This window comes from Pantoea sp. ABR1s (genome assembly GCF_057812235.1).
Window position 1 is genome coordinate 3,946,929 of sequence record NZ_CM173823.1, and the last position, 25,713, is coordinate 3,972,641.

A 25,713-nucleotide genomic window follows, 5' to 3' on the forward strand; every position below is an offset into this window, starting at 1 on the left:
CCCAGAGGCTACTCAGAGCGGGCTGTGCAACACCCGCCTGCTGCGGTCGCGAATCAAACCTGCGCGATCCAGTAACCAGAAAAGTAATTTAGCCATGCCCAGACAGGCAGCAAAAATGATGCAGAAAAACACAACGCGTGAACCGAACGCATCAAGGCCTTCGCGTGCCAGCACGATCATGTTAAAGACCGCGCCAAAACAGAAGCTTTGCAGGATGGCGCCGGTGTAACGGTTGGTCTCAAGGCAGCCACGCTGATAGATTGCATCAAAGGCTTTTATAATCATCCCTACCGCGACCGCACCGATCGGAATCGCCCAGACGCCGCCCATCACCACCAGCGACCCTATCAGCGTGGGTGAAATCGCCAGGCCAGAATGGTTGTTCAGCACTTCCCAGGTGAAGTAGTTAGCACTGTTTAACACTGCCAGCGGCCGATCCGGCCAGAGCCAGGTCGGAATGAAAACGTAGAAATCACGCCACAGCGGTGCCAGCCCCTGAAACTCAATTCTGGCGTAGTTATCCAGCAGCAAGGCGAGATTCTCCCACGGCGAGAAGGTATCACGCGTCAGATACAGAAAGGTATAGAACGCTTCATCGCCCATAACGTCGAGGTTATAGCGGCGCAGTGCCAGCCAGAACATTCCTGCAATCGCCAGCACGCCCGCCGTTGCCAGCATCCACAAAGTGATCCAGCCACGGGTAATCCCGATAAACAGGAACAGGGCAAACGCAATAATAATATTGGCTCGGGTACCGCCCACCAGCGCGTAGGTCAGTAAACCAAAGGCAACGGTCACCACCAGGAACAGCAGCCAGTTGCGGCGCGTCGGGCTCAAAAAGTAGGGGATCAGCATCGCCGGAATAAAGAAATAGAAGAAGCGCTTAAGCGCTACACCCGACACTTCACTGGAGAAAATCTGGTTATAGGCGGTCAGGCGGAACAGCAGAAAACCGTTATGAATGAAGAACACCGTCACGGTACCCAGCGCCACCAGCGCCAGGATCACGCAGGTCAGATGGGTTTCGACGCGATTCATCTGCAGCCAGGGCTTCGCCGGAGACGCGCTGGCGGGTTTCAGCCGCACTTTATAGCTGACGTAATAAATGGCGTAAAACGCCGTGGCCGACAGCAGCGCCTCCAGCAGGTTCTCAACCGGCACCACTTCGACATTAAAGCGAAACACCAGCACGGAGGTCAGCGGGAAGCCGAAGTAAAAGGTCAGTAAGAACAGCAGCGTGAAGAACAGATGAAAGTTAAAACGGACGCGCTTAAACTCCCGCCAGGTCAGGGTCAGAATAAAAACCAGCGACAGCAAATAGACCACCAGCAGGCCGCCAAACTGTATAAGACTCATGACAACCCCCCTTCGCTGAGCTGTAACGCGGCTCGCCAGCCCGCCAGATAACCCGGCGCAAAAAAGGCGATAGCCTGTTTATCACAGCTCATCAGCTGACGACGTGCCTCGGCGATCACCGCAGGCGACAGCGTATCTTCGCTGAACAATACCGGAAGCTGCTGCTCTGCCACATCACGCCAGAATGGATTTTTGCGGGTCAGGACAAACGGCACGTTGGCCTGAATCAGCAGGCAGAGTGTTCCCACCCCTTGCTGACGTTCAAACATAAAATAGCCGACATGGCAGCGCGCCAGCAGGGCTAAGTAATCATCAAACGCCAGGTTTTCACGCATCAGATTCACCTGCCCGTTTGGGAACAGCGCATCGGCAGTGGCCTGAATGAGGCTGATATAAGCCTCATTACCTGGCGGATAGCCCAAAGGGACCTCGATACGCACCTGCTCGCCAAACTGCGCGTGAATCGCTTTTAAGCCTTCGATATGCCGGTTACTCGGATCGCCCGAGTTGCCCAGCAACAGCGTAAAAGGCTCCGACGGGACAGATTCAACGGCTGCAGCGGGCATTCTGGTGGGAAAATAGAGCAGTGAACCGGGTACGCGCCGATGGCGCTGCTGATAGTGATGCAGATCGCCACGGGTCGCAAAAACCTGTGCAACACGCCCCTGCGCTATCCGGCGAACCAGATAGAACAGGCGGAACTTCAGGCTGCGCGAATCTTCATAAAGATCGGCGCCCCAGACGTGCCAGAAGAGCTGTGAACGACGCAGCTTACCGCTGAGTAACGCCAGCCAGATCCACGGGTTAAACTGTCCGTGGCAGAAAAAACGCTGCTGACGATTTCTGGCCCGTTGCAGTACCGCCTGCGCCAGCACTTTCTTGCTGGTAAAGCACTCGATCTGCAACGCACTGAACGGCGTCAGGCTCTCGGGCTGCTGCGTCACCACCATAAAATGGCGTTGCGCAGCCGCAGGCTGCTCAACGCTGAGTACGTCGTTGAAAAAGCGCAGCACCGTAAGATTGTGGTGGGGAATGTCCGATCCCAAAACGTGAATTAAAGTCATTTTTTCCGGCAGTAAACAATAAAAGCGCCACAACACAGGGCAAAGTAAGCCATATAGGTAAACATATAGGCCTGCGCCGCACCCGTCGCGCCATGTAACGGGATCAACCAGCGTGAAAACAGCGTCAGCAACAGGAACTGGCTGATCTCAGTCAGAACATAAAAGCGCAGCGAGGCTTTGGCGATAACCAGATATCCGAAAACATAGGCGCCTACCTTAAAAACATCGCCGCACAGCTGCCAGACAAAGAGATCGCGCATCCCGCGAAACGCTTCAGAGAACAGCAGGCTGATGGCGAAATCGCGCAGTACCCAGACACCCAGGCTGGCAACCGCTACGGCGGGCAGGACAAAGCGCAGTGCACGGCCAATCTCGCGCGCGATGTCGCGTTTGTTATCCAGCCGCGCCAGCGTCGGCAGCAGCCAGACGCTAAACGTCGCGGTAATAAATTGCAGATAGGCATCGGAAATGCTGGTGACGCCCTGCCACAATCCGACCTGTGCCCAGCCCTGCTGCTCCGCCAGCAGATTACGCATCAGCACCCAGGCGACCGGCAGGGTCACGGCGGTGATCAGCGCCATCAGGGTATATTTTGCCAGATTACGGGCCAGCTCAGGATGCCATTGCGGTCGCAGCCAGCTAAGCGGCAGCGGCGCACGGCGTTTCAGCATCAGGAGTGCAGGCAGCAGCAGCAAAGCCGGCACCAGCGCCAGACCCGTCAGCGCGCCCTGATAGCCGCCCAGCCACCAGCAGAGCAGATAGCCTGCCACACCAATCAGGCTGCCAAGAATCAGCGCCAGCGCATTACCGCGCGCGTCGCGATAGCCCTTCAGCAGCGCCAGGGTAAAGTTGGCCCAGGCGATGCCGAGCTGAAGAAAGGCCACCACGCGGATGACGCCCTGATAACGGTCGTGACCAAACAGCGCGATACTGATGGGTGCCGCCGCCAGCAGAAACAGCAGCGCCAGCATACCGGAAAAACCCAGCACCATGGTTGATGCCGTGCCCACCATCGCCCGCAATTGCTCGGGCTGCTGCTGATACTGCGCCACATAGGTGGTGACGCCATTAAAGATGCCTGCGCCCGCCAGCACACCCAGCACGGTGATCAACTGACGGAAGTTCCCCGCCTGGCCGACACCCTCGGGTCCGAAGCTGACCGCCAGCAGTTTGACGACCAGCAGGCCGGCCACAATTTTTACCAGCGTGGACGATGCGGTCCACACTGAGGCTCTGGCTAATGACATCAGGAAAAGAAGCTCAGCAGTGAGCTGATAACCGTGCTCTGATTGTTATCCGACAGGTTATAAAACAGCGGCAGACGCAGCAGGCGTTCACTTTCCCGGGTGGTAAAGCGATCGTCGCCGACAAACTGCGAGAACCGCTCACCGGCGGGCGAACTGTGCAGCGGAATATAGTGAAACACCGTCAGTATCTCGGCTTCTTTCATCCAGTTTATCAGCGCCTGACGATCGTCCTGATCGCGCAGTTTGATGTAGAACATGTGCGCATTGTGTTCACAGCTGGCGGGGATCACCGGCAGGCTGATGCGTCCCTGAGCCGCCAGCGGCTGCAGCGCATCGTAGTAACGCTGCCAGATGCGTAACCGCTGCTGGTTGATACCTTCAGCGGCTTCCAGCTGCGCCCAGAGATAGGCTGCCTGCAGATCGGCCATCAGATAGCTCGATCCCATATCGCGCCAGGTGTATTTATCGACCTGACCCCGGAAGAACTGGCTGCGGTTGGTGCCTTTTTCCCGCACGATCTCGGCGCGCTCGACCAGGCTGGCGTCGTTAATGAGCGTCGCGCCACCTTCGCCGCCGGCGGTGTAGTTCTTGGTTTCGTGGAAACTGAAGCAGCCAATATGACCGATGGTGCCGAGCGCACGACCTTTGTAGCGTGACATCACGCCCTGCGCCGCATCTTCAATCACAAACAGCTTATGCTTTGCCGCCAGCGCCATAATGGTGTCCATTTCACAGGCCACGCCTGCGTAATGCACCGGCACAATGGCGCGGGTTTTTTCAGTGATGGCCGCTTCGATCAGCGTTTCATCAATGTTCATGGTGTCCGGGCGCACATCGACAAACACAATGCGGGCGCCGCGCAGCACAAAGGCGTTGGCGGTAGAGACAAAGGTGTAGCTCGGCATAATCACTTCATCGCCGGGCTGCAGATCGATTAACAGCGCCGCCATCTCCAGCGAAGCGGTACAGGAGGGGGTCAGCAGCACTTTTTTGCTGCCAAAACGCTGCTCCATCCACTGCTGACAGCGACGGGTAAATCCACCATCGCCGCACAGCTTGCCGCTGTTCATCGCCGACTGCATATACTCAATTTCTGTGCCCACAATCGGGGGCGCATTAAATGGAATCATGACCTTTCCTGTAAAACCAGTACGCGGTGCTGTCGAGCCGGGCACCGCTGCGTAAATAGAGGCGCATTGCCGTGAGATTGCTAAGCTGGGTAGCAACCCGAAGCTGAGCCAGCTGTCGTACCCGCGCCCAGTCTGCCGCCGCCAGCATCAGTCGCTGACCCAGCCCCTGGCCCTGCGCGTCGGGCAGTACGCCCAGCAGGCCAATGCGGGCATCGCCATCCACCGCGCGCAGCGAAACAAATCCCTGCAGCTGACCCGCGGCATCGCTTGCCACCAGACACTGATCGTCAAACGCCCCGCGTACCGCATTTTCAATCCACTGCGCATAGAAGCGTCCGCTGGCGTCCGGCGCATACCAGGGCGCGCGAAAACGACTCTGGCTGAAGAGCTGTGAGGCAGCATCGCGCAGTAGCGGAATCTGGGCTTCGCGCGCGATGCGAATTCCCGTCTGCCGTTCAGTCTGTTTCACCGCCAGCGTCAGATCTGCCTCGCCTTCTGCCAGCCGGAACTGATGCTGCTGCAGCGTATCAATCAGTGCCGTCTCGCTGGCAGCGACTTTCATCTGCATCAGCGCACAGGGATGACGCAGCGCCTGTTCCAGCGGGATGTCACCTTGCGGCTCCAGCCGCACGGTATCAACACCGAAGAATGCGCTCTCCCAGCTAAGGGGATTAATATTGACGTGGACGGGCATGTAATAAATCCAGCAGGTATTGGCCGTAGCCGGTTTTTGTCAGCGCTTCACCCGCGGCACGCAACTGGTCATCACTCAGCCAGCTGTTACGCCAGGCAATCTCTTCCAGGCAGGCAATTTTGAAGCCCTGACGTTTTTCCACCGTCTGCACAAACATGCTGGCTTCCACCAGACTGTCGTGTGTGCCGGTATCCAGCCAGGCAAAACCTCGTCCCAGCAGTTCGACCGTCAGCTCACCACGCTCCAGATACATCTGGTTAATGGCCGTGATTTCCAGCTCGCCCCGCGCTGAGGGTTTCACCTGTTTCGCGAATTCAATAACCTGATTGTCATAAAAATAGAGCCCGGTTACTGCCCAGCGCGATTTCGGCTGCTGTGGTTTCTCTTCAATCGAGATCGCCTTGAAGTTATCGTCAAACTCCACCACGCCGAAACGTTCCGGGTCCATGACCTGATAGCCGAACACCGTTGCGCCACGATTCTGTTCAACAACTTTGCGGAGCTTGGGGCTGAAGCCCTGGCCAAAATAGAGGTTATCACCCAGAACCAGGCAGCAATTATCCTCGCCGATAAAGGATTCGCCGATGATAAAGGCCTGCGCCAGCCCATCGGGACTTGGCTGCACCGCATAGCTGAGGCGTATCCCAAATTCACTGCCATCGCCCAGCAGACGTTCAAACTGCGCCCGGTCTTCCGGCGTGGTAATTAACAGGATGTCGCGAATACCCGCCAGCATCAGCACGGAGAGCGGATAGTAGATCATCGGTTTGTCGTAAACCGGCAGAAGTTGCTTTGATACTGCACGGGTTATCGGGTGTAACCGCGTGCCCGACCCTCCCGCTAAAATGATGCCTTTCATCGCTGCTCCTTACGCGGGTTTATTGCGATAAGCCAAGGCGTTCGCCCTGATAGCGGCCATCCAGAATAGCCTGCCACCAGGTGGGATTGGCCAGATACCATGCCACGGTTTTACGCATGCCGCTTTCAAAGGTTTCCTGCGGTACCCAGCCAAGTTCATGCGCGATTTTACTGGCATCAATGGCATAGCGCTGATCGTGACCGGGGCGGTCAGTGACATAGGTAATCAGGTCGCGGTAATGCGCCAGCCCGGCAGGTTTCTGCTCTGCGGCCAGCTCTTCAAGCAGGCTGCAGATAGTTTCAACCACCTCAATATTGCGTCGCTCGTTATGGCCGCCAATATTATAAGTTTCGCCTGGCTTGCCATGGCTGACCACCTGATAGAGTGCGCGGGCGTGATCTTCGACGTAGAGCCAGTCACGAATCTGCTGTCCGTTGCCGTAAACCGGTAAGGCTTTCCCGGCCAGCGCATTGATGATGGTCAGCGGGATCAGCTTCTCCGGGAAATGGCAGGGGCCGTAGTTATTTGAACAGTTGGTGACCAGCGTGGGCAGACCGTAAGTGCGCAGCCAGGCCCGCACTAAATGGTCGCTGCTGGCCTTGCTGGCGGCGTAAGGACTGCTTGGCGCATAGGGTGTGGTTTCGGTGAAGTAAGCCTGGCTGTCGTGCAGATCGCCAAAGACTTCATCGGTCGAGATATGGTGGAACAGAAAGGCGGTTTTGCGCGCGTCATCCAGGTTTTGCCAGTAAAAACGCGCGGCTTCCAGCAACTGATAAGTCCCGACAATATTGGTCTCGATAAAGGCTACCGGCCCGTCAATCGAACGATCCACATGGCTTTCAGCCGCAAGATGCATCACACAGTCTGGCTGATGACGGGCAAACACCTGATCAAGTGCCGGGCGATCGCAGATATCGACCTGCTCAAAATGAAAGCGGGGCGAGTCGGCAACGCTGGCGAGTGACGCCAGATTTCCGGCGTAGCTGAGTTTATCGACCACCACCACCTGATGTTCGGTTTCTGCGATCAGAAAGCGCACCAGTGCAGAACCGATAAACCCGGCACCGCCCGTGATCAGAAAACGCCTCATCGCCACACACCTTTGGTGTCGACAATCCAGTTCTGCTGAACGCTGGCGCCATCAATGGCGCGGAAGGCGCGGTGATCGACCAGCATCACCAGAATATCGGCCTGTTCCAGCGCCTGCCCGGCAGAGACCAGCACGGCTTTGTCGGCCAGTGCGTCAGCAAGCTGCTCAATATGGGGTTCAACCACCCAGGTAGTGCCGCTGTGCCACTCTGCAATTTTCTGTGCCACGCCCACCGCCGGGCTTTCGCGCAGGTCGTCAATATTGGGTTTAAAGGCCAGGCCAAAGCAGGCGATGGTGATATCGCTGGCGCGCTTGCCGGTCTGTGTCAGGCAGTCCGCCAGCGCGGTTTTCACCTGGTCCAGCACCCACTGCGGCTTGGCGTCATTGACCTCGCGCGCGGTGCGGATCAGGCGGGCTAATTCAGGATTCTGCGCCACGATGAACCAGGGATCGACGGCGATACAGTGACCGCCGACGCCTGGGCCCGGCTGCAGAATGTTGACGCGCGGATGGCGATTCGCCAGCGCAATCAGCTCCCAGACGTTAATCCCCTGATCGGCACAAATCAGCGACAGCTCATTGGCAAAGGCGATATTCACGTCACGGAAGCTGTTTTCTGTCAGCTTACACATCTCGGCGGTTCGGGCGTTGGTTTCAACGCATTCGCCTTTTAAAAACAGCCGATAAAGCTCGCTGGCGCGGGCGGAACAGGCTGGCGTCATGCCGCCAATCACCCGGTCGTTGTTAATCAGCTCAACCATCACCTGACCAGGCAGCACGCGCTCCGGACAGTAGGCCACAAAAATATCGGGCGTATCACCGTGCTGAGGAAAGCGCAGGTCGGGACGCGCCGCCGCCAGCCAGTCGGCCATCTGTTCGGTGCTGCCCACCGGTGAGGTCGACTCCAGAATCACCAGGTCGCCCTTTTTCAGTACCGGCGCAATCGACTCCGCCGCGGCTTTCACAAAGCGCAGATCGGGCTGATGCTCATCTTTAAAAGGGGTCGGTACGGCGATAAGAAAAGCGTCGGCGGCTTCCGGCTGCGTGGTGGCACGCAGATCGCCACGCGTAACGGCCGCATGCACCACCTGATCTAAATCGGGTTCCACGATATGGATCGCGCCACGATTAATGGTTTCAACGGCGCGCGCGTTGATATCCACGCCCACCACTTTTTTTCCCTTTGAGGCAAAAACGGCTGCCGTCGGCAGACCAATGTATCCCAGTCCAATCACGGAGATGGTTTCAAAACTCATAATTCGGCTCGGTTATCTTTTAAGGCTTGTAAAATACGACCACAGGCTTTGCCATCGCCATACGGATTATGGGCGTGGCTCATCGCCTGCCAGGCAGCGTCGTCAGTCAGCAAGCTGCTGACCTCCGCCACGATTCGGGCGATATCGGTCCCCACCAGTTTGACGGTGCCGGCGTCGACCGCTTCAGGCCGCTCGGTGGTGTCACGCATCACCAGCACCGGTTTACCCAGCGAAGGCGCTTCCTCCTGAATGCCACCGGAGTCGGTGAGGATGAGCCAGGCGCGGTTCATCAGCCAGACAAAAGGCAGATACTCCTGCGGTTCAATCAGAATGATATTCTCAATGCCGCTGAGAATCCGGTTTACCGGCTCGCTGACATTGGGGTTAAGGTGCACCGGATAGACAATCTGCGCCTCGGGATGCTGGCGGGCAATCTGCGCCAGCGCGCTGCAGATACGTTCAAAGCCGCCACCAAAGCTTTCGCGACGATGTCCGGTGACCAGCACCAGTTTCTTATCCGGGTCGAGAAACGGATAGCGCGCTGCCAGTTGTGCATTCAGATTGCTGTCATCCAGCACCCTGTCGCGAACCCACAGCAGCGCATCAATGACCGTATTGCCGGTCACGATAATGCGCGCATCGGGCAGATTTTCCTGCAACAAATTCTGACGCGATCGGGAGGTGGGGGTGAAATGCAGACGGGCAAGATGACCGGTAAGTTTACGGTTACCCTCTTCCGGCCATGGCGAGGCGAGATCGCCGGTACGCAGACCGGCCTCCACATGCCCGACCGGAATCTGATGATAAAATGCCGCCAGGCTCGCCGCCAGTGTGGTGGTGGTGTCACCATGCACCAGCACGATGTCCGGTTTGAAGTCGAGCAGGACGGTTTTCATGCCCTCTAAAATGCGGCAGGTGATCTCGGTCAGCCCCTGCTCGGGACGCATAATATTGAGATCATAGTCCGGCTGCAGCTTGAACAGGCGCAGCACCTGATCGAGCATTTCGCGATGCTGTGCGGTGACGCACAGTCGCGATTCGAAAGCGGGATCCTGCGCCAGCGCCTGAACCAGCGGTGCCATTTTGATCGCTTCGGGACGAGTACCAAATACCGTCAGAACTTTCACACTGTTTCTCTCACTCATGCGTGTCTGACATCAGACGCGGACGATGTGCCAGCGCCACTCCCGCGCCTGTTAATGCCCCAATGGCACCCCACATAATCATCATGAACAGACGTCGCGGACTGTCACGTGATACCGGCTCTTCCGGCGTACGCAGATAACGGTAGGTCTGGAACTGGCTGTTCAGTTTTGGCCCGGTCTGCAGCGTGGTCAGCATTGCTCTGTTCTGATCATAGCTGATATCAAACTCCGGACCGGTAGCGCGCAGCGTATCCAGTTGTCCCTGTAAAACCGGCTGGCCCAGCAGAAACAGGTCGCTGTCTGCCAGATTTTCACCCGCTTCACGCGTCTGTTTCTCATTGATGCCCTGCTGGCTGGCGATCTTCAGCGCCTGCTCCAGTCGATGCTGCTGGCGCTGAAACACCGCATTAGCCACATCTTCCTGACGTTTCACCTGCGCCTGCAACTGGTCGGTACGTGCCCGCCAGGCACCTTTTAGCTCATCATTCAGATGACGCGCGGCGCGCTCACTGGCATAGGCGATGTACTGACGCAGCAGATTATTGGCGTCGCCAGCGGTTTCCGCTTTCAGTTTGACGTTATCGGGCAGGTTATGTGCCGCGTCAGCGGGCGTGAACAGGATATTGCCGATCATATCGTCGAGCAGCGCGGCATCATTATGCGCATTGCCGGTTTTACGACTCTTGTAATAATCCGTTTGCTGCCAGAACTCACGACGCGTATCCCAGGAGGCGAGTTGCATGGTGAACTCCTGATAAACCTGATCCATCACCGTAGGTGAAGGTGCGGCCAGGGTTAAGGCGTTGTTGCGCACATCCAGATTGGTCAGGAATTGCTGCTGCGCATAGTAAGAACCCAGCATGTTCACCGTCGGACGATCGGTGATCGCCGTGGTGCTCCAGACCTGTTTCAGCAGCAGCGTGGCCAGCCAGGCGACCAGAGCAAACAGCAGCGCCAGCCCGATAATCCAGCGCTTGCCACGCCATAAACGGCAGCAAAAGCTGCGAATATCCAGTTCGTTGTCCACAACGTCAGAAGGCATGGCAGAGGTATCCTTTATCAGCTCTTTTCAGGGTAATTTGTTTTTTGCTTCGCGATGATGGCTCAGACGGCGCTTAATGCGGCGGACACGTCGCGCCACGCGCCATGCATGTTTGAGGCAGTAGCCGTAAACCATAAACGCGCCCAGGAACAGCAGCAGCATCACCCACTCCGGGATAAATGCCAGATATTCGCCCAGCACACCGATACCGGCGAGAATAGCCGCCGCAACGGTAATCAGTACAAAGGCCTGACGTGAGGTAAAGCCGGCACGCATAATCAGATGGTGGATGTGCTGACGGTCAGCCGAGAACGGACTCATGCCTTTACGCAGGCGACGATACATAATCGCCACCATATCCATCAGAGGAATGGCGATAAGCCACAGTGCGGTAACGGGCGTGATGGGATGGCTCAGACCCTGCGTCGTTTCCAGCAGAATCCAGATAATGGTGAACCCGATCATGGTGCTTCCGGCATCGCCCATAAAGACTTTGAAGCGACGGCCAAGGAAGCCGAGGTTAAGCAGGATATAGGGCAGCGTGGCGGCAATCATCGCAAAACACCACATCGCGAGGCTGGTCTGGCCGTCGAAGTAGAGGATAATCCCCATGGCGGCAAAAGTGACCGAGGAGAGTCCGCCCAGCAGACCGTCGATCCCATCCACCATATTAAAGGCGTTGATCGCGGCCCAGACGGCAAACAGCGTCAGCACATAGCCGAACGGCCCCACGATAAGCTCGAACGGGCCGACGATAAAGCCCAGGCTAAGCAGATAGAGTTTTGCGCCAAACATCATCACCAGTGCGACAATCGCCTGCACCACCGCGCGGATCTTGACGCTGATATCGAAACGGTCATCCAGTGCGCCAACCAGCACCAGAACACCGGCGCAGCCCAGATAGAGCAGCGCGTGAGGCAGATAGTAGTTGGTAATGGCAAACGTAAAGCAGATACCTGCGAACACAGAAATGCCGCCCACCAACGGAATCGCGCCATGATGGCGTTTACGTGAGTTAGGCTTATCAACTAAACCAATTTTTTTAGCTGCTTTTCGAGCAAAAAAGAGGAAAGCCAGGGAAAAGAGAAAAATTAAACCAAGCTCAGTACTCATAGTGAGTAAATTCACGTTAAACGCTCTCAGCTAACATCCCGCACAACAATACGCGAAAAAACGCGCCTATCGCTGTGTCGGATTCCGAATTCTGCATAAAGAGACAGACGAACGGTTAAAAGTTCGCCATCGCTACCACAGTCATTATAAATGCTCCTGCCAGTGTTCAATCCTATAGCTCACAAATGAAAAACGCCACGTTGAGACGTGGCGTGAGGTCGATTTTCTGCGCATCTGGACTAAAAAAGCCGAATCTGTGGTTCGGCCAGGCAGTATCGGATTAAGAACGCTTCATCATATCGAAGAATTCATCATTAGTTTTGGTCATCGCCAGCTTGTTGATGAGGAATTCCATTGCGTCGATTTCGCCCATCGGGTGAATAATCTTACGCAGGATCCACATCTTCTGCAGCTCTTCCTGAGAGGTGAGCAGCTCTTCTTTACGCGTACCAGAGCGGTTGTAATCAATCGCCGGGAAGACGCGTTTTTCAGCGATTTTACGGGCGAGATGCAGTTCCATGTTACCGGTACCTTTAAACTCTTCGTAAATCACTTCATCCATCTTCGAACCGGTATCAACCAGCGCAGTCGCGATGATGGTCAGGCTGCCGCCCTCTTCCACGTTACGTGCAGCACCAAAGAAACGCTTTGGACGATGCAGGGCGTTGGCATCCACACCACCGGTCAGGACTTTACCTGAAGCAGGAACCACGGTGTTGTAAGCACGTGCCAGACGTGTAATGGAGTCGAGCAGGATGATGACATCTTTTTTGTGCTCAACCAGACGCTTGGCCTTTTCAATCACCATTTCAGCAACCTGAACGTGGCGTGAAGCTGGCTCATCGAAGGTTGAGGCGATAACTTCGCCTTTCACCAGACGCTGCATCTCGGTGACTTCTTCCGGGCGCTCATCGATCAGCAGTACCATCAGGGTACAGTCCGGATAGTTGTGCGCCAGGCTCTGCGCGATGTTCTGCAGCAGCATGGTTTTACCGGCTTTCGGTGGTGCAACAATCAGACCACGCTGGCCACGACCAATTGGCGATGCCAGATCCAGTACGCGAGCGGTTAAATCTTCCGTTGAGCCATTACCCCGCTCCATACGCAGACGTTTATTTGCGTGCAGCGGCGTGAGGTTTTCGAACAGAATCTTATTACGCGCATTTTCCGGCTTGTCGTAGTTAACTTCGTTAACTTTCAGCAGCGCAAAATAACGTTCACCCTCTTTCGGTGGACGGATTTTGCCAGAGATGGTGTCACCAGTGCGGAGGTTGAAGCGGCGGATTTGACTAGGGGAAACGTAGATATCATCAGGGCCGGCGAGGTAGGAGCTGTCTCCGGAACGGAGGAATCCAAATCCATCCTGAAGGATCTCCAGCACGCCATCACCGAAGATGTCTTCGCCGCTTTTCGCGTGCTGCTTCAGGATTGAAAAGATAATGTCCTGCTTGCGCATACGAGCCTGGTTTTCCAGTCCCATATTTTCGCCGAGAGTAACCAGCTCAGCAACCGGCGTATTCTTTAATTCGGTAAGATTCATAGTGATGGGTTCTTAAACTCGGGGTAATACTCGGAATGTTTGTCGTGAATGGTATGGCAACTAATCCATGCCGTTAATGGCTCTTTTCGGCTCTTCCTGACGATCATCGTATGGAATGGCGATCGGTATGCAGGGAGATGTCCGAATGTGATGCCAGAGTTGGAGCTAACCGTAAGATTGCTGAACCGTTCTATCTTTATAAGGTACAGGGCGACAGGGTTCAACAAGGGAAAACTTTTAGATGCTAACTACAAGGTAAGTTCGTAATGCAGTGCTGGTAAATTAGCACGCCTGAAAGCGAACGTCCAGCAGCAGGAGATAAATTCACCACTGCCGGACATTCAGCCCTGAATTACGCCAGATTGGCGTTCAGGAACTCTTTCAGCTGGCCTTTAGACAGCGCGCCCACTTTGGTCGCGGCGACTTCGCCATTTTTAAACAGCAGCAGCGTCGGGATACCACGAATGCCATACTTCGGTGCCGTGCCTGGGTTATCATCAATATTCAGCTTAGCGATGGTCAGCTTGCCATCATACTCTTCTGCAACTTCATCAAGGATTGGCGCGATCATTTTGCAAGGACCGCACCATTCAGCCCAGAAATCTACCAGTGTAACGCCGTCGGCTTTCAGCACGTCGGTGTCGAAACTGTCATCAGTCAGATGAACGATTTTATCGCTGCTCATGTTTTACTCCACAAGATTATGCCTGGCGAATTGGCGTAAAATATACCAATGTTGGTTGACTTTATTTCATCGGATACGCTTTCGTAAAGCGATAGTAAGCTGATATTCTACCACACTATGAGCAAAACACACTTAACTGAACAGAAGTTTTCCGACTTCGCCCTGCACCCAAAAGTGGTGGAAGCCCTTGATACTAAAGGCTTTCAATACTGCACGCCGATTCAGGCGTTAGCTCTGCCTTTTACGCTTTCAGGGCGTGATGTTGCAGGCCAGGCGCAAACCGGTACCGGCAAAACGATGGCGTTTCTGACGTCAACGTTTCATCATCTTCTCTCTCATCCTGCGGCGGAAGGTCGTCAGGTTAACCAGCCACGGGCATTAATTCTTGCGCCGACGCGTGAACTTGCTGTGCAGATTCATGCAGATGCAGAACCCCTTACCGCCTCAACCGGCCTGAAACTGGGTCTCGCCTATGGCGGAGACGGTTATGACAAACAGCTTAAAGTGCTGGAGCAGGGCGTTGATATTCTGGTGGCTACCACCGGTCGCCTGATCGACTACGCGAAACAGAATCACGTCAACCTCGGTGCTATTCAGGTCATGGTGCTGGACGAAGCCGATCGTATGTTCGATCTGGGCTTTATTAAAGATATTCGCTGGCTGTTCCGTCGCATGCCGCCGGCGACTCAGCGTCTGAGCATGCTGTTCTCGGCGACCCTCTCCTACCGCGTCCGTGAACTGGCGTTTGAGCACATGAACAGTGCTGAATATGTGGAAGTGGAACCGGAACAGAAAACCGGCCATCGCATTCAGGAAGAGCTTTTCTATCCGTCTAACGAAGAGAAAATGCGCCTGTTGCAGACCCTGCTGGAAGAAGAGTGGCCCGATCGCGCCATTATTTTCGCCAACACCAAGCACCGCTGTGAAGATATCTGGGGCCACCTGGCTGCCGATGGACATCGTGTCGGCCTGCTGACCGGCGACGTTGCTCAGAAGAAGCGCCTGCGCATTCTGGATGACTTCACCAAAGGTGATGTGGATATTCTGGTCGCCACTGACGTGGCTGCTCGCGGTCTGCACATACCGGCTGTTACCCACGTCTTTAACTACGATCTGCCAGACGACTGTGAAGATTACGTTCACCGTATTGGCCGTACCGGTCGTGCAGGCGCCAGCGGTCATTCAATCAGCCTGGCCTGTGAAGAGTACGCGCTGAATCTGCCTTCGATTGAAGAGTACATCGGCCACAGCATCCCGGTCAGCAAGTACAGCAGCGAAGCGTTGTTAACGGATTTACCGCCGCCTAAGCGTCTGCAACGCAGCCGTTCCGGCAATGGCCCGCGTCGCGGAGGGAATAACGCCAATCGTCGCGGTGCTCCACGCAACAACAACCGTAAACGTTCAGGTTAAGGCCACCATGCTAAGCGCATCGTCACTTTATGCAGCGATTGATTTAGGGTCTAACAGCTTTCATATGTTGGTGGTGCGCGAGGTCTCTGGCAGTATCCAGACCGTTGCAAAAATTAAGCGCAAGGTTCGCCTTGCTGCCGGTCTGGATAAAAATAACCTGTTGTCAGCCGACGCGATGTCGCGGGGCTGGCACTGCCTCAGACTGTTCTCTGAACAACTGCAGGATATTCCCCCCGATCAAATTCGCGTGGTGGCGACCGCCACGCTGCGTCTGGCTGCCAATGCGCAGACCTTCCTCGACACCGCCCAACAGATCCTTGGCTGTACCATCAACGTCATCAGCGGTGAAGAAGAGGCGCGCCTGATTTATCAGGGCGTGGCCCACACCACCGGCGGTTCCGACCAGCGTTTAGTGGTCGATATCGGCGGCGGCAGCACCGAGCTGGCCACTGGCGACGGATCGCATGCGTCGGTGTTGTTCAGTCTGTCGATGGGCTGTGTGACGTGGCTGGAGCGCTTCTTCAGCGATCGTCATCTGGCAAAAGAGAACTTTGACCAGGCCGAGCTGGCGGCGCGTGAAATGATCCAGCCCATTGCAGCGCAACTGCGTGAGCAGGGCTGGCAGGCCTGTGTTGGTGCCTCTGGCACGGTTCAGGCGCTGCAGGAGATCATGGTGGCGCAGGGGATGGATGAGCGCATCACGCTGAATAAGCTACAGCAGCTGAAGCAGCGCGCCATTCAGTGCGGCAAACTGGAAGAGCTGGAAATCGAAGGGCTGACGCTGGAGCGGGCGCTGGTGTTCCCCAGCGGCCTGTCGATTCTGATCGCCATCTTCCAGGAGCTCAGTATCGATAGCATGACGCTGGCGGGCGGCGCACTGCGTGAAGGACTGGTCTACGGCATGCTGCATCTGCCCATCGACCGGGATATCCGAACCCGTACGCTGCATAACGTCCAGCGCCGTTTCAGCATTGATGTCGAGCAGGCGGATCGCGTGCGTCAGCTGGCGGAGAGCTTTTTCCGTCAGGTTTCCACGTTGTGGAAGCTGGATCAGCGCTGTCGTGAGTTGCTGCTCAGCGCCTGCGCGATCCACGAAATCGGCCTGAGCGTTGACTTCCGTCATGCGCCGCAGCATGCGGCGTATCTGGTGCGTCACCTCGATCTTCCTGGTTTCACACCGGCGCAGAAGAAGCTGCTGGCCTGTTTACTGCAAAACCAGAGCGGCAGCATCGATCTGGCTTTGCTGACTCAGCAGAATGCCCTGCCGCCGCGGCTGGCGGAACGGATGTGCCGTCTGCTGCGGCTGGCGATTATTTTCTCCACCCGCCGTCGCGATGACACCCTGCCTGCGGTGCGGCTACAGGCAGACGATGATGCCCTGCATCTGACCCTGCCCGCGGGCTGGCTGGAGGCCCATCCGTTGCGCAGTGAGCTGCTGGAGCAGGAAAGCCATTATCAGTCTTACGTCCACTGGTTATTAACCCTGTCGTAATTGCCGTCGCGTGAGGCGAATATCTTTCGCCTCCTGCACTGGTTTAACTCTTTTTCGCCTTATCCAGCATCGCTCTCAGACCGGCCACCCGGCTCTGACCGGTTTTCATCCGCTCCTCCGCACTGACCACTTTGCGCTCGGTTTCCCATTGCAGATCGTCCTGCGGCAGTTCCAGCAGAAAACGGCTCGGCTCCGGCCGGATTAATTCGCCATATTGCCGGCGTTCGCGACACAGGGTAAAGGTCAGCTCTTTCTGTGCCCGTGTGATCCCCACGTAGGCCAGGCGACGCTCCTCTTCGATATTATTCTCATCGATGCTGCTCTGATGCGGTAACAGCCCCTCCTCCATGCCCACCAGGAACACATAGGGGAACTCCAGCCCTTTGGAGGCGTGCAGCGTCATCAGCTGCACCTGATCCAGCTCTTCATCGCTTTCACCGCGCTCCATCATGTCGCGCAGTGTAAAGCGCGTCACCACCTGCGCCAGCGTCATCGGCTCATCAATATCGCTGCCCTCCAGCATTTCTGTCATCCACTGAAACAGCGTGTTGACGTTCTTCATCCGCATCTCTGCGGCTTTCGGGCTGCCGGAGGTTTCGAACAGCCAGCTTTCGTAGTCGATGCCGCGAATCAAATCACGCACTGCGTTTACCGGCTCACGTTCGGTCAGCTGGATAATCTCATTCAGCCAGTGGGTAAACCGCTGCAGATGCTCCAGACCGCGGCCACTCAGCGTCTGCCCCAGACCGACATCAAAACTGGCGTTAAACAGGCTCTTGCTGCGCAGGTTGGCCCACTCACCGAGCTTCTGCAGCGTAGCCGGGCCAATCTCACGGCGCGGCGTATTGACGATGCGCAGAAACGCGCTGTCATCCTCAGGATTGGTCAGCACGCGCAGATAGGCGAGCAGATCTTTGATCTCGGGCCGTGAGAAGAACGAAGTACCGCCAGAGATGCGATAAGGGATGCGGTTCTGCATCAGAAACTTTTCAAAGGTCCGGGACTGATGGTTGCCACGATAAAGAATCGCGTAATCTTTGTACTGCGTCCGGTTGATAAAGTGATGCGCGATGAGCTCGCCAGTGACCCGCTCCGCTTCATGCTCTTCGCTGTTGGCAGTGAGCACTTTCAGCTCGCTGCCCTGCCCGAGCTCCGAAAAGAGCCGCTTCTCAAAGACGTGCGGGTTATTGGCAATCAGGATATTTGCCGCTTTCAGTATGCGCTGCGAAGAGCGGTAGTTCTGCTCCAGCTTCACCACCTCCAGCGCCGGGAAATCCTGATTCAGCAGCACCAGATTCTGCGGGCGTGCGCCGCGCCAGGAGTAGATAGACTGATCATCATCGCCCACCACCGTGAAGCGCGCCCGAGCGCCCACCAGCAGCTTAACCAGTTCATACTGGCTGGTGTTGGTATCCTGATACTCATCCACCAGCAGATAGCGGATACGCTGCTGCCAGCGTTCACGCACCTCCTGATTACGCTGCAGCAGCAGCGTCGGCAGCAGAATCAAATCGTCGAAATCGAGCACGTTGCACGACTTAAGATGCTGGCTGTAGAGGGCGTAGCAGTGAGCAAAAATATTATCCTGCTGTGATCGCGCCAGCGCGGCGGCGCCCTGCGGATCGATCAGATCATTTTTCCAGTTCGAGATGGTGGAGATGAGCTGCTGTAGCAGCGTCTTATCCTCTTCCAGCCACTCTTTTGTCAGCTCTTTCAGCAGGGCGAGCTGATCCTGATCGTCGAACAGCGAGAAGTTTGACTTCATGCCCAGCGCCGCGGTTTCGCGTTTGATGATCTCCAGCCCCAGCGTATGGAAGGTGGAGATCAGCAGACCGCGCGCCTCTTTGCGGCCCAGCGTCTGCGCCACACGCTCTTTCATTTCGCGCGAAGCTTTATTGGTAAAGGTCACCGCGGCGATGTGGCGCGCCTGATAGCCGCATTCACGGATCAGATGGGCGATTTTATTGGTAATCACGCGGGTTTTGCCCGATCCCGCGCCCGCCAGCACCAGACAGGGACCGGTAACAAATTCGACGGCACGTTGTTGGCTGGGGTTTAAACGCATAGGAGAAATCGCCTGATTGAATCAAAAGAAAGGGGTTTATACTGGGCGGCAATTATACACAACCGAGATACCAACATGGCGAAAACCGCGGCGGCTTTACACATCCTCGTCAAAGAGGAAGCGCTGGCAAAAGAGATACTGGCAAAACTGGCGAAGGGTGGCAATTTCCAGCTGCTGGCAAAGAAGCACTCAACCTGTCCTTCCGGCCGGAATGGCGGCGATCTGGGCGAGTTCCGGCAGGGACAGATGGTGCCGGCCTTTGATAAAGCGGTCTTTACCTGCCCGCTGCTGACGCCTTACGGGCCGGTAAAGACCGGCTTTGGTTATCACATTATCAAAGTACTCTATCGCAACTAGTTACTTCTTCTGCTTCATCTGCTGCAGGACGGTGCTGCACTGGTTGTCTTCGTTATCACTAGGAGAGATCAGTGCCAGCAGCGCCGCCGCCGGGCCGACTACTGCGCCCAGTGCCACTGCAGCAGCACCACGTGCCAGCAGTGGCCCCGTTTTCACGCCCGCATCAGGATTTTTAAAGGTGCCACGCACGTAGAGCGGGGAGCGCAGCGTTACGATGCGGACGCCCTTACTCTCCGGATTCACCGACAGATCCAGCCGCTCACTGGCGAAGTTCGCGTTGCCTGAAACATTGATAATCGCGTTCTCGGTATCAAACACAAACAGGTTAGGCGTCGCCACACCATTCTGCAGTTTGAGATCGGTGGCGGCGCAGTTGATGCGCACCTGGTCATCGCCAAACAGTTTGCCCACCACGTAGTTACCGACGTTGAGTCCGGCAATTTCCATCAGGCTGCGGCTGATCAGACCATCATTCATCAGCAGCTTAAGTTGCCCGTTGCTGGTCGCCAGCAGATCGGCTACGGAGTTACCGGTGCCAGTAAAGCTGGCATCGCCATTGAGCTGGCCACGGCTGTTCTTCATCGCCTCCACATTCGGGAAGAGCTGACGCAGCTGCAGCTTACGGACATGAAGATCAACCCGGCCACGCATCGGCGAGTGATCGCCCTCCAGCCGGATAGTGCTGTTGAGATTGCCGCCCGCCACACCAAAGCGCAGCGGGTCCAGCAGCAGATCACCGTTTTTCAGCTGTAAATGGGTATAGAGATCGCTTAACGGCAGTGAATTGCTGTGTTCGATCCGTTTGCCGCTGAACTTCACGTCGGCATCCATCACGTCCCAGTTTTTGGTTTCGAATTTATCGTGTGGCAGCACGCGGTCTGCGGGCTGATTCGATTTCTCCCCGCGCCGGGCTTTGGCCTGCGCAGTTTTTTCACTGCCTTTGCCAGAGTCGACGCCAATCAGCGGCCCCAGATCGGCCATGCGCAGTTGCTCAGAGGTCAGCTCGCCGCTGAGTGTCGGGCGGGGTTTAACCTGACTGTAGATCAGCGACCCATGAATATCGCTGTCGCCAATATGTCCGTTGAATTTCTCATAGCGGTAGACCGCGCCCTTTTCGCCGCTGAATTTAGCAATCAGATGGCCGTCGGTTTCATAAGGTGGCGTGTCAGGCAGCAGGACGCCGGTCAGGCCATAGAGATTGGCCAGCGTATCGCCCGAGAAGCGCAGTCGCACGTTAAGCCCGCCGAGGTTCATCGGATCCTGCAGACCGCCGGTCACCTGAACGCGGGTGGTGCCGTTGCGCAGATCGGCCTGAATCGGGAACGGGGTGTTCTGACTGCGCAGTGACAGCATGCCGCCAATCTTACCGTCGCCGCTGAGTGACTCATTGTTATAAGTGCCCTTCGCCTGCCAGCCAAAGACGAAGTCGCCTGCGCCCTTCTGCTGGTCATTGCCTCCGGCAATCTGCGTATACGGCACCGGTTTACCCAGCGGATTAACCTGCACCGTGACATCTGCGCGGTTAATGGCATCGCGATAACGAATCTGGCCCTGATCGAACAGAATATTATCCAGACGGAATGACCAGGCCGATGGCGCAGCACTCTTCTCATCCTTGCCGCTATTGGCAAGGGTAAAGGTCCAGTTGTTCTTTTTATCCGCGGTCTGGATCAGACGCGCATCCGGCCGCTGCAATTTAATCCACGGGATGAACAGTTCTTTGTGCAGCAGCGACAGCGGTGACAATGTGGCATCGACCCGCTGCAGATGTACCATGGTGACGTCAGCAATGTCAGGCGGATTCCCCAGCATGATATCTTCCGCATGGATCTGCGGCCACGGCACCCAGCGCCGCCAGCCTGCTTCGTCGCGATTTCGTGCCCAGTCGATACCCAGATCCCCGCGTATCGCAAAGGGGCGGTTTAACTCGGTTGAAACTTTTTGATTGATGGTGGGCTTCAGGCGATTCCAGTCAAAGGTCGCGATGACGACGATAATCACCACGATCAACAACACCAGAATTCCTGCTACCCAGCTGACTATTTTCCCGGTACGCGACATTACGCTTTCTCCTTGCACATTCACGGTCTGCGTTAAAGATAGTCGAGACCGCGGGCAACGGCATCAGGGAAGCGGGATAGTAAGATGATTCAATTCAGAAAAAGGGGTTTCTCAGCCATTTCGTTAGCATAAGCGGTAAAAAAAGCCGACATTCCCGGCGGTTATCCCCGAGACCAGGGCTAATGGCCGCCTTTAAAGGTAAATTAAAACACCGTTTTAAAACCATTGACGTCTGCCATACCAGACGCGAGACTAAGGCGATATTTCACTACAGGTCTGAAACCATGACGCAGAAAAAAATCGCCATCATCGGCGAATGCATGATTGAGCTGTCCGAAAAGGGTGAGAACATTAAACGTGGCTTTGGTGGCGATACGCTCAATACGGCTGTTTATCTCGCCCGCCAGGTTGATGAGCAGCAGTTACGGGTCGATTATGTCACTGCGCTGGGTACGGATTCGTTCAGCGATCAAATGATCGCGGCCTGGCAGCAGGAGAAGGTCAATACTGACCTGATTCAGCGGCTCGATAATAAAATGCCGGGCCTGTATTTCATTGAAACCGATGCCGACGGTGAGCGCACCTTCTGGTACTGGCGCAGTGATGCCGCCGCGCGTTACTGGCTCGACAGTCCGCAATCAGCAGAGATAGCTGAACAGCTGTCGCACTACGATTATCTCTATCTTAGCGGCATCAGCCTGGCGATTCTGCCGCCTGCCAGTCGTGAAAAGCTGATGGTGCTGCTGGCGCGCTGCCGGGCTAATGGCGGCAAGGTGATTTTCGATAACAACTACCGCCCGCGTTTATGGGCCGATCGGGCCAGCACGCAGGCCGCTTATCGCGCCATGCTCAACTGCACCGATATCGCCTTCCTGACACTGGATGATGAACATCTGCTCTGGGGCGAAGAGCCGCTGGATGACGTTATCGCGCGTACCCGCCAGGCGGGTGCCAGCGAAATCGTGATTAAGCGCGGTGCAGACTCCTGCCTGGTGGTCACCGGCGACGCACCGCTGATTGATGTGCCTGCGGTACGTCTGGCGAAAGAGAAAGTGATCGATACCACCGCAGCCGGTGATTCGTTCAGTGCCGGTTATCTGGCTCGCCGTCTGACCGGCGCCTCTGCAGAGGTCGCCGCGCAGCGCGGACACCTGACTGCCAGCACCGTGATTCAGCATCGCGGCGCGATTATTCCGGCAGAGGCGATGCCTGACTGACAGAGCGCTAGCCAGTGTCGTTGATACAGGCACTGATCGTGCCGATGCCAGAAAATGCGCCCGAGGGCGCATTTTTTTAGGCTGCTGGTAACGTCTGGCTGCGTGACTGTAACCGATGCTATCCGTTCCCAGATGAGACTGGCACGTTAGCCCCTGCAGCGTGGCGGTGTGATCCTGACGCTAAAATCATTATGTCGCCTTAAGAACGCACAGCGTGATATCCGGTAAATTGCGGCTAATAAAGCGGGCCGTGCCAGCTATTTACCTTAAGCGGAAAAATTGTGGTTAATAACAGATCCCCTGCGGTCTCCCCCTTCAATCTCTCTTATAATTTATTGATTAAAATTAATAAGTTAAACAAACAGATCCACCACCAGGCATAGTCCGAATCTGGTCAGATCCCCCCTTTTCGGATGGACGACTGCCTGAAAAAAGACCATCTTTTAATCAAAAGACAGCAGGACGCTGTTCTCTCCGGCCGCGAACAAAACAATTAAAATATTCCCCGCATCAGGATCTATTTATGCACACAGAAATTATTAATATCTGGCCACACGGTGATGCGCCAGGCGCCAGCGATTCGCGCGCACAGCCGCAGATTGTCGACATGGCAAAAGAGTATGAGCCTTACGATCGGGCCGCTACCGGCGTGCGTTGCCCGGAGATGGCGATCTGGCATCCGGTCGAATCAAACGGGATTACCCTGCTGGTCGCACCGGGCGGTGGCTATCAGCGCGTGATGATCGATCGTGAAGGCAGCGCCCTGGCGACATTCTTTACCTCAATGGGTTACACCCTGGCGGTGATGACTTATCGCCTGCCCTATGATGGACATCACGAAGGCCCCGACGCGCCGCTGGCCGATGCTCAGCGCGCGGTACGCGTCCTGCGTGAACGGGCGCAGCGCGGCCTGAATGGTAAATATATCGTCATGATGGGCTTTTCGGCGGGTGGCCACGTGGCTGCCAGTCTGGGTACGCGTTTCGCAGAGAAACTCTATCCGGTGCAGGATGGCGCAGAAAACTTCTCGCCGCGTCCGGATGCGATGGTCCTGGTCTATCCGGTAATCAGCATGCGGGACGGCATCGCCCATGAAGGAGCCAGAACCCGCCTGCTGGGTGCCTGGCCCGATCAGAAAACCATTGACGCTTATTCAATGGAAACCCGGGTTCATCCGCTGGTGCCGCCAACGCTGTTGATCCACGCAGCCGACGATGATGATGTATCAGTGAATCACAGCATGGCGTTTTTTGGCGCGCTGCGTGAGCATAAGGTCCCGGCAGAGGTGCATTTCTATCAGAAAGGCGGACACGGATTTGGTATCCGCGGCGTGGCAGATTTGCCCCTCGCCAGCTGGCCGATGTTAGTGACCGAGTGGCTCAGGGCAAAAACCTGACTTTATGCGGCTGGCGGAACGTCTTTGACGTTGCTATCCGGCGGACTGGCTTCATTGCTGGTCGCCGGTGCCGCTGGTGGTGCCATCACTTTGTCCCAGTTGTTTTGCAGGCTCTTCACGTTGGTTTCCGCTTCGCCTTCCGGCTGAATCAGTACCATCATCAGTTCCTGCGTCAGCTGCTGACGCAGCTCCTGGTTTAACTGTTCGCGGGTCAGGCCGGCCAGGAAAGTCTGACGCAGCTTCTGATACTGCTCAGGTGCGATATCGACTACGGCGTTCTGCTGGGAGCGCAGGCGCTGGCTCATCAGCACATCCGTATCGGTGCGGGCATAGGTGGTAAACAGCTTGTTCAGCTCCAGCAGCTTCTGCGCCATCAGCGCATCAAACTCCTCCTGCGGCAAGCCTTTGTCACGCACGTTTGCCAGCTCACGCGCCACCAGATTCATATTCTGCGCCAGATTTTCGTTGCGTCCATCCAGGTTGATGGAGCACTGCGCACGCTGATAAAGCACACGGCAATCAAATCCCACCTGTATGCCCTGTGCCTTGCTGTCACTGAGCGCACGCTGGACATGCCAGAACAGCGCTTCACGTGCCAGATCGCCCTGCCAGTAACGCTGCAGATTCTGGGAGTCACGAATCGGTTGCCACGGCGTATCCCACACCAGCGAGAGACGATCCTGCGTCATGTTGCTGCTGACCAGATTTACCGGCTCGTGCGGCAGCGGCGACAGGGTGGGCAGTGGCGCAGGCGTTTCACGTTTACCGGTTAACGCCGAGAAGGTTTTATTGATCTGCTCAGAGAGGTTGCGGCTGTCAACATTCCCCACCACGTAGAGCGTCATCGCATCCGGGGTGTACCACTGATGATAAAAATCATTGAGCTGGGTTAAATCAACCGGCGCGCGTGGTTGCGCTGCGGGGTCATGCGCCAGCAGCGCGGAGCCTTTCAGGCGGTAGCGCCACCAGACATCCTGGGTATCTTTCGGCCAGGTCGCCACCGGATCCGATGCCGCCAGCGCGGTATTGACCACCTGTTCGGTGATGGCCATATTGCCTGCCGTGGCCGCCAGCCAGTTCAGCGCTTCTTTCAGCAACTCGGGACGGTTATTCGGCAGGCTCAGATTATATTGGGTGGAATCATAGGAGGTGATCACAGGTGGCAGCGGATGCTGAGGATCCATCGCCTGTTGCCATAGCGCGCGCTGCTGATGGTTATCAAGCGCGGTGTTGTGCACCATCGCCAGACGCGGCAGCAGATGGCTGAAGCCGGCCTGTTGCGCACTCTCTACCAGCGAGCCGGTATTCACCACCAGCCGCAGTTCAATACGGTCACTGGGGCGTTGCGGTGTGGCCAGTAACTGCCAGTTAAATCCATTATCCAGCTTGCCTTCCTGCCAGGCCGGATCCGGTTGCAGCGTTTCTGCCTGGAGACCAAAGCTGCTTGCCAGCACTAATCCACCAACCAAAAGCCGAATTCTGGTGCCCTGCATG

At 56.2% G+C, this 25,713-nt stretch carries 21 protein-coding genes; 5 read left to right on the plus strand and 16 right to left on the minus strand.

The window, feature by feature from the left end; genetic code table 11:
- Window positions 1-12: 12 nt before the first annotated feature.
- The 13 genes from wzyE to trxA all read right to left on the minus strand — a co-directional run bounded on the left by wzyE (window position 13) and on the right by trxA (window position 14,221).
- Window positions 13-1,356 carry an ECA oligosaccharide polymerase gene (gene wzyE / locus ACXKZD_RS18580; protein ID WP_033785786.1) on the minus strand — a complete coding sequence of 448 codons (1,344 nt, stop codon included), beginning with the start codon at window positions 1,354-1,356 and terminating at the stop codon, window positions 13-15.
- Window positions 1,353-2,420: a TDP-N-acetylfucosamine:lipid II N-acetylfucosaminyltransferase gene (wecF, locus tag ACXKZD_RS18585; RefSeq protein ID WP_033785789.1), complete on the minus strand. Its 1,068-nt coding sequence runs from the start codon at window positions 2,418-2,420 to the stop codon at window positions 1,353-1,355. Before wecF ends, wzyE begins: the two co-directional genes overlap by 4 nt.
- Window positions 2,417-3,667 carry a lipid III flippase WzxE gene (gene wzxE / locus ACXKZD_RS18590; RefSeq protein WP_163799629.1) on the minus strand — a complete coding sequence of 417 codons (1,251 nt, stop codon included), beginning with the start codon at window positions 3,665-3,667 and terminating at the stop codon, window positions 2,417-2,419. The genes wecF and wzxE overlap by 4 nt, the downstream gene beginning before the upstream one ends.
- Window positions 3,667-4,797 carry a dTDP-4-amino-4,6-dideoxygalactose transaminase gene (rffA, locus tag ACXKZD_RS18595; protein ID WP_010257349.1) on the minus strand — a complete coding sequence of 377 codons (1,131 nt, stop codon included), beginning with the start codon at window positions 4,795-4,797 and terminating at the stop codon, window positions 3,667-3,669. Before rffA ends, wzxE begins: the two co-directional genes overlap by 1 nt.
- Complete coding sequence (rffC, locus tag ACXKZD_RS18600; protein ID WP_033767582.1) at window positions 4,784-5,491, minus strand: dTDP-4-amino-4,6-dideoxy-D-galactose acyltransferase; 708 nt, start codon at window positions 5,489-5,491, stop codon at window positions 4,784-4,786. The genes rffA and rffC overlap by 14 nt, the downstream gene beginning before the upstream one ends.
- Entirely contained in the window at window positions 5,469-6,350 is an 882-nt protein-coding gene (gene rfbA / locus ACXKZD_RS18605) for a glucose-1-phosphate thymidylyltransferase RfbA (protein WP_010257356.1), read from the minus strand. The genes rffC and rfbA overlap by 23 nt, the downstream gene beginning before the upstream one ends.
- A 19-nt stretch (window positions 6,351-6,369) precedes the next feature.
- Window positions 6,370-7,440: a dTDP-glucose 4,6-dehydratase gene (gene rffG / locus ACXKZD_RS18610; protein ID WP_033767584.1), complete on the minus strand. Its 1,071-nt coding sequence runs from the start codon at window positions 7,438-7,440 to the stop codon at window positions 6,370-6,372.
- Window positions 7,437-8,696 (minus strand): UDP-N-acetyl-D-mannosamine dehydrogenase, encoded by a 1,260-nt coding sequence (gene wecC / locus ACXKZD_RS18615; protein ID WP_010257361.1) that lies wholly within the window; start codon window positions 8,694-8,696, stop codon window positions 7,437-7,439. The genes rffG and wecC overlap by 4 nt, the downstream gene beginning before the upstream one ends.
- Window positions 8,693-9,823 (minus strand): non-hydrolyzing UDP-N-acetylglucosamine 2-epimerase, encoded by a 1,131-nt coding sequence (gene wecB, locus ACXKZD_RS18620; RefSeq protein WP_033767625.1) that lies wholly within the window; start codon window positions 9,821-9,823, stop codon window positions 8,693-8,695. The genes wecC and wecB overlap by 4 nt, the downstream gene beginning before the upstream one ends.
- A 10-nt stretch (window positions 9,824-9,833) precedes the next feature.
- Complete coding sequence (gene wzzE, locus ACXKZD_RS18625; protein WP_033767587.1) at window positions 9,834-10,883, minus strand: ECA polysaccharide chain length modulation protein; 1,050 nt, start codon at window positions 10,881-10,883, stop codon at window positions 9,834-9,836.
- A 27-nt stretch (window positions 10,884-10,910) separates the two neighbouring features.
- The gene (gene wecA / locus ACXKZD_RS18630) at window positions 10,911-11,996 is read right to left on the minus strand and encodes a UDP-N-acetylglucosamine--undecaprenyl-phosphate N-acetylglucosaminephosphotransferase (protein ID WP_022624853.1); all 1,086 of its coding nucleotides are present in this window, start codon (window positions 11,994-11,996) and stop codon (window positions 10,911-10,913) included.
- Between the two features lie 280 nt (window positions 11,997-12,276).
- A complete protein-coding gene (gene rho, locus ACXKZD_RS18635; protein WP_010257369.1) occupies window positions 12,277-13,536 on the minus strand; it encodes a transcription termination factor Rho in 1,260 nt (419 codons plus the stop codon).
- A gap of 352 nt (window positions 13,537-13,888) precedes the next feature.
- Complete coding sequence (trxA, locus tag ACXKZD_RS18640) at window positions 13,889-14,221, minus strand: thioredoxin TrxA (RefSeq protein ID WP_003851963.1); 333 nt, start codon at window positions 14,219-14,221, stop codon at window positions 13,889-13,891.
- A gap of 117 nt (window positions 14,222-14,338) precedes the next feature.
- Here trxA and rhlB point away from each other — a divergent pair, with 117 nt between their 5' ends.
- Together rhlB and gppA are read left to right on the plus strand one after the other, a co-directional pair.
- The gene (gene rhlB, locus ACXKZD_RS18645) at window positions 14,339-15,631 is read left to right on the plus strand and encodes an ATP-dependent RNA helicase RhlB (protein WP_022624852.1); all 1,293 of its coding nucleotides are present in this window, start codon (window positions 14,339-14,341) and stop codon (window positions 15,629-15,631) included.
- A 7-nt stretch (window positions 15,632-15,638) separates the two neighbouring features.
- Window positions 15,639-17,123: a guanosine-5'-triphosphate,3'-diphosphate diphosphatase gene (gene gppA / locus ACXKZD_RS18650; protein ID WP_033759447.1), complete on the plus strand. Its 1,485-nt coding sequence runs from the start codon at window positions 15,639-15,641 to the stop codon at window positions 17,121-17,123.
- Between the two features lie 43 nt (window positions 17,124-17,166).
- On the opposite strand, the gene rep is transcribed toward gppA, so the two are convergent.
- Complete coding sequence (gene rep / locus ACXKZD_RS18655) at window positions 17,167-19,188, minus strand: DNA helicase Rep (protein ID WP_010257384.1); 2,022 nt, start codon at window positions 19,186-19,188, stop codon at window positions 17,167-17,169.
- 75 nt (window positions 19,189-19,263) lie between these two features.
- Here rep and ppiC point away from each other — a divergent pair, with 75 nt between their 5' ends.
- A complete protein-coding gene (gene ppiC, locus ACXKZD_RS18660; RefSeq protein WP_033759445.1) occupies window positions 19,264-19,545 on the plus strand; it encodes a peptidylprolyl isomerase PpiC in 282 nt (93 codons plus the stop codon).
- Here the strand turns inward: ppiC and ACXKZD_RS18665 are convergent, their stop codons facing one another.
- Window positions 19,546-21,606, minus strand: coding sequence for an AsmA family protein (locus tag ACXKZD_RS18665; protein WP_045140898.1), 2,061 nt, complete (start codon window positions 21,604-21,606; stop codon window positions 19,546-19,548). It abuts the gene before it with no gap.
- A gap of 284 nt (window positions 21,607-21,890) precedes the next feature.
- On the opposite strand from ACXKZD_RS18665, the gene kdgK reads away from it, so the two are divergent.
- Both kdgK and ACXKZD_RS18675 read left to right on the plus strand, forming a co-directional pair.
- Window positions 21,891-22,823, plus strand: a complete 933-nt coding sequence (kdgK, locus tag ACXKZD_RS18670) for a 2-dehydro-3-deoxygluconokinase (protein ID WP_010671661.1) — start codon at window positions 21,891-21,893, stop codon at window positions 22,821-22,823.
- 523 nt (window positions 22,824-23,346) lie between these two features.
- A complete protein-coding gene (locus ACXKZD_RS18675; protein ID WP_010671660.1) occupies window positions 23,347-24,219 on the plus strand; it encodes an alpha/beta hydrolase in 873 nt (290 codons plus the stop codon).
- A gap of 2 nt (window positions 24,220-24,221) precedes the next feature.
- Here ACXKZD_RS18675 and ACXKZD_RS18680 read toward each other — a convergent pair whose 3' ends face one another.
- Window positions 24,222-25,712: a M16 family metallopeptidase gene (locus ACXKZD_RS18680; RefSeq protein WP_010257399.1), complete on the minus strand. Its 1,491-nt coding sequence runs from the start codon at window positions 25,710-25,712 to the stop codon at window positions 24,222-24,224.
- Between the last annotated feature and the right edge of the window lies 1 nt (window position 25,713).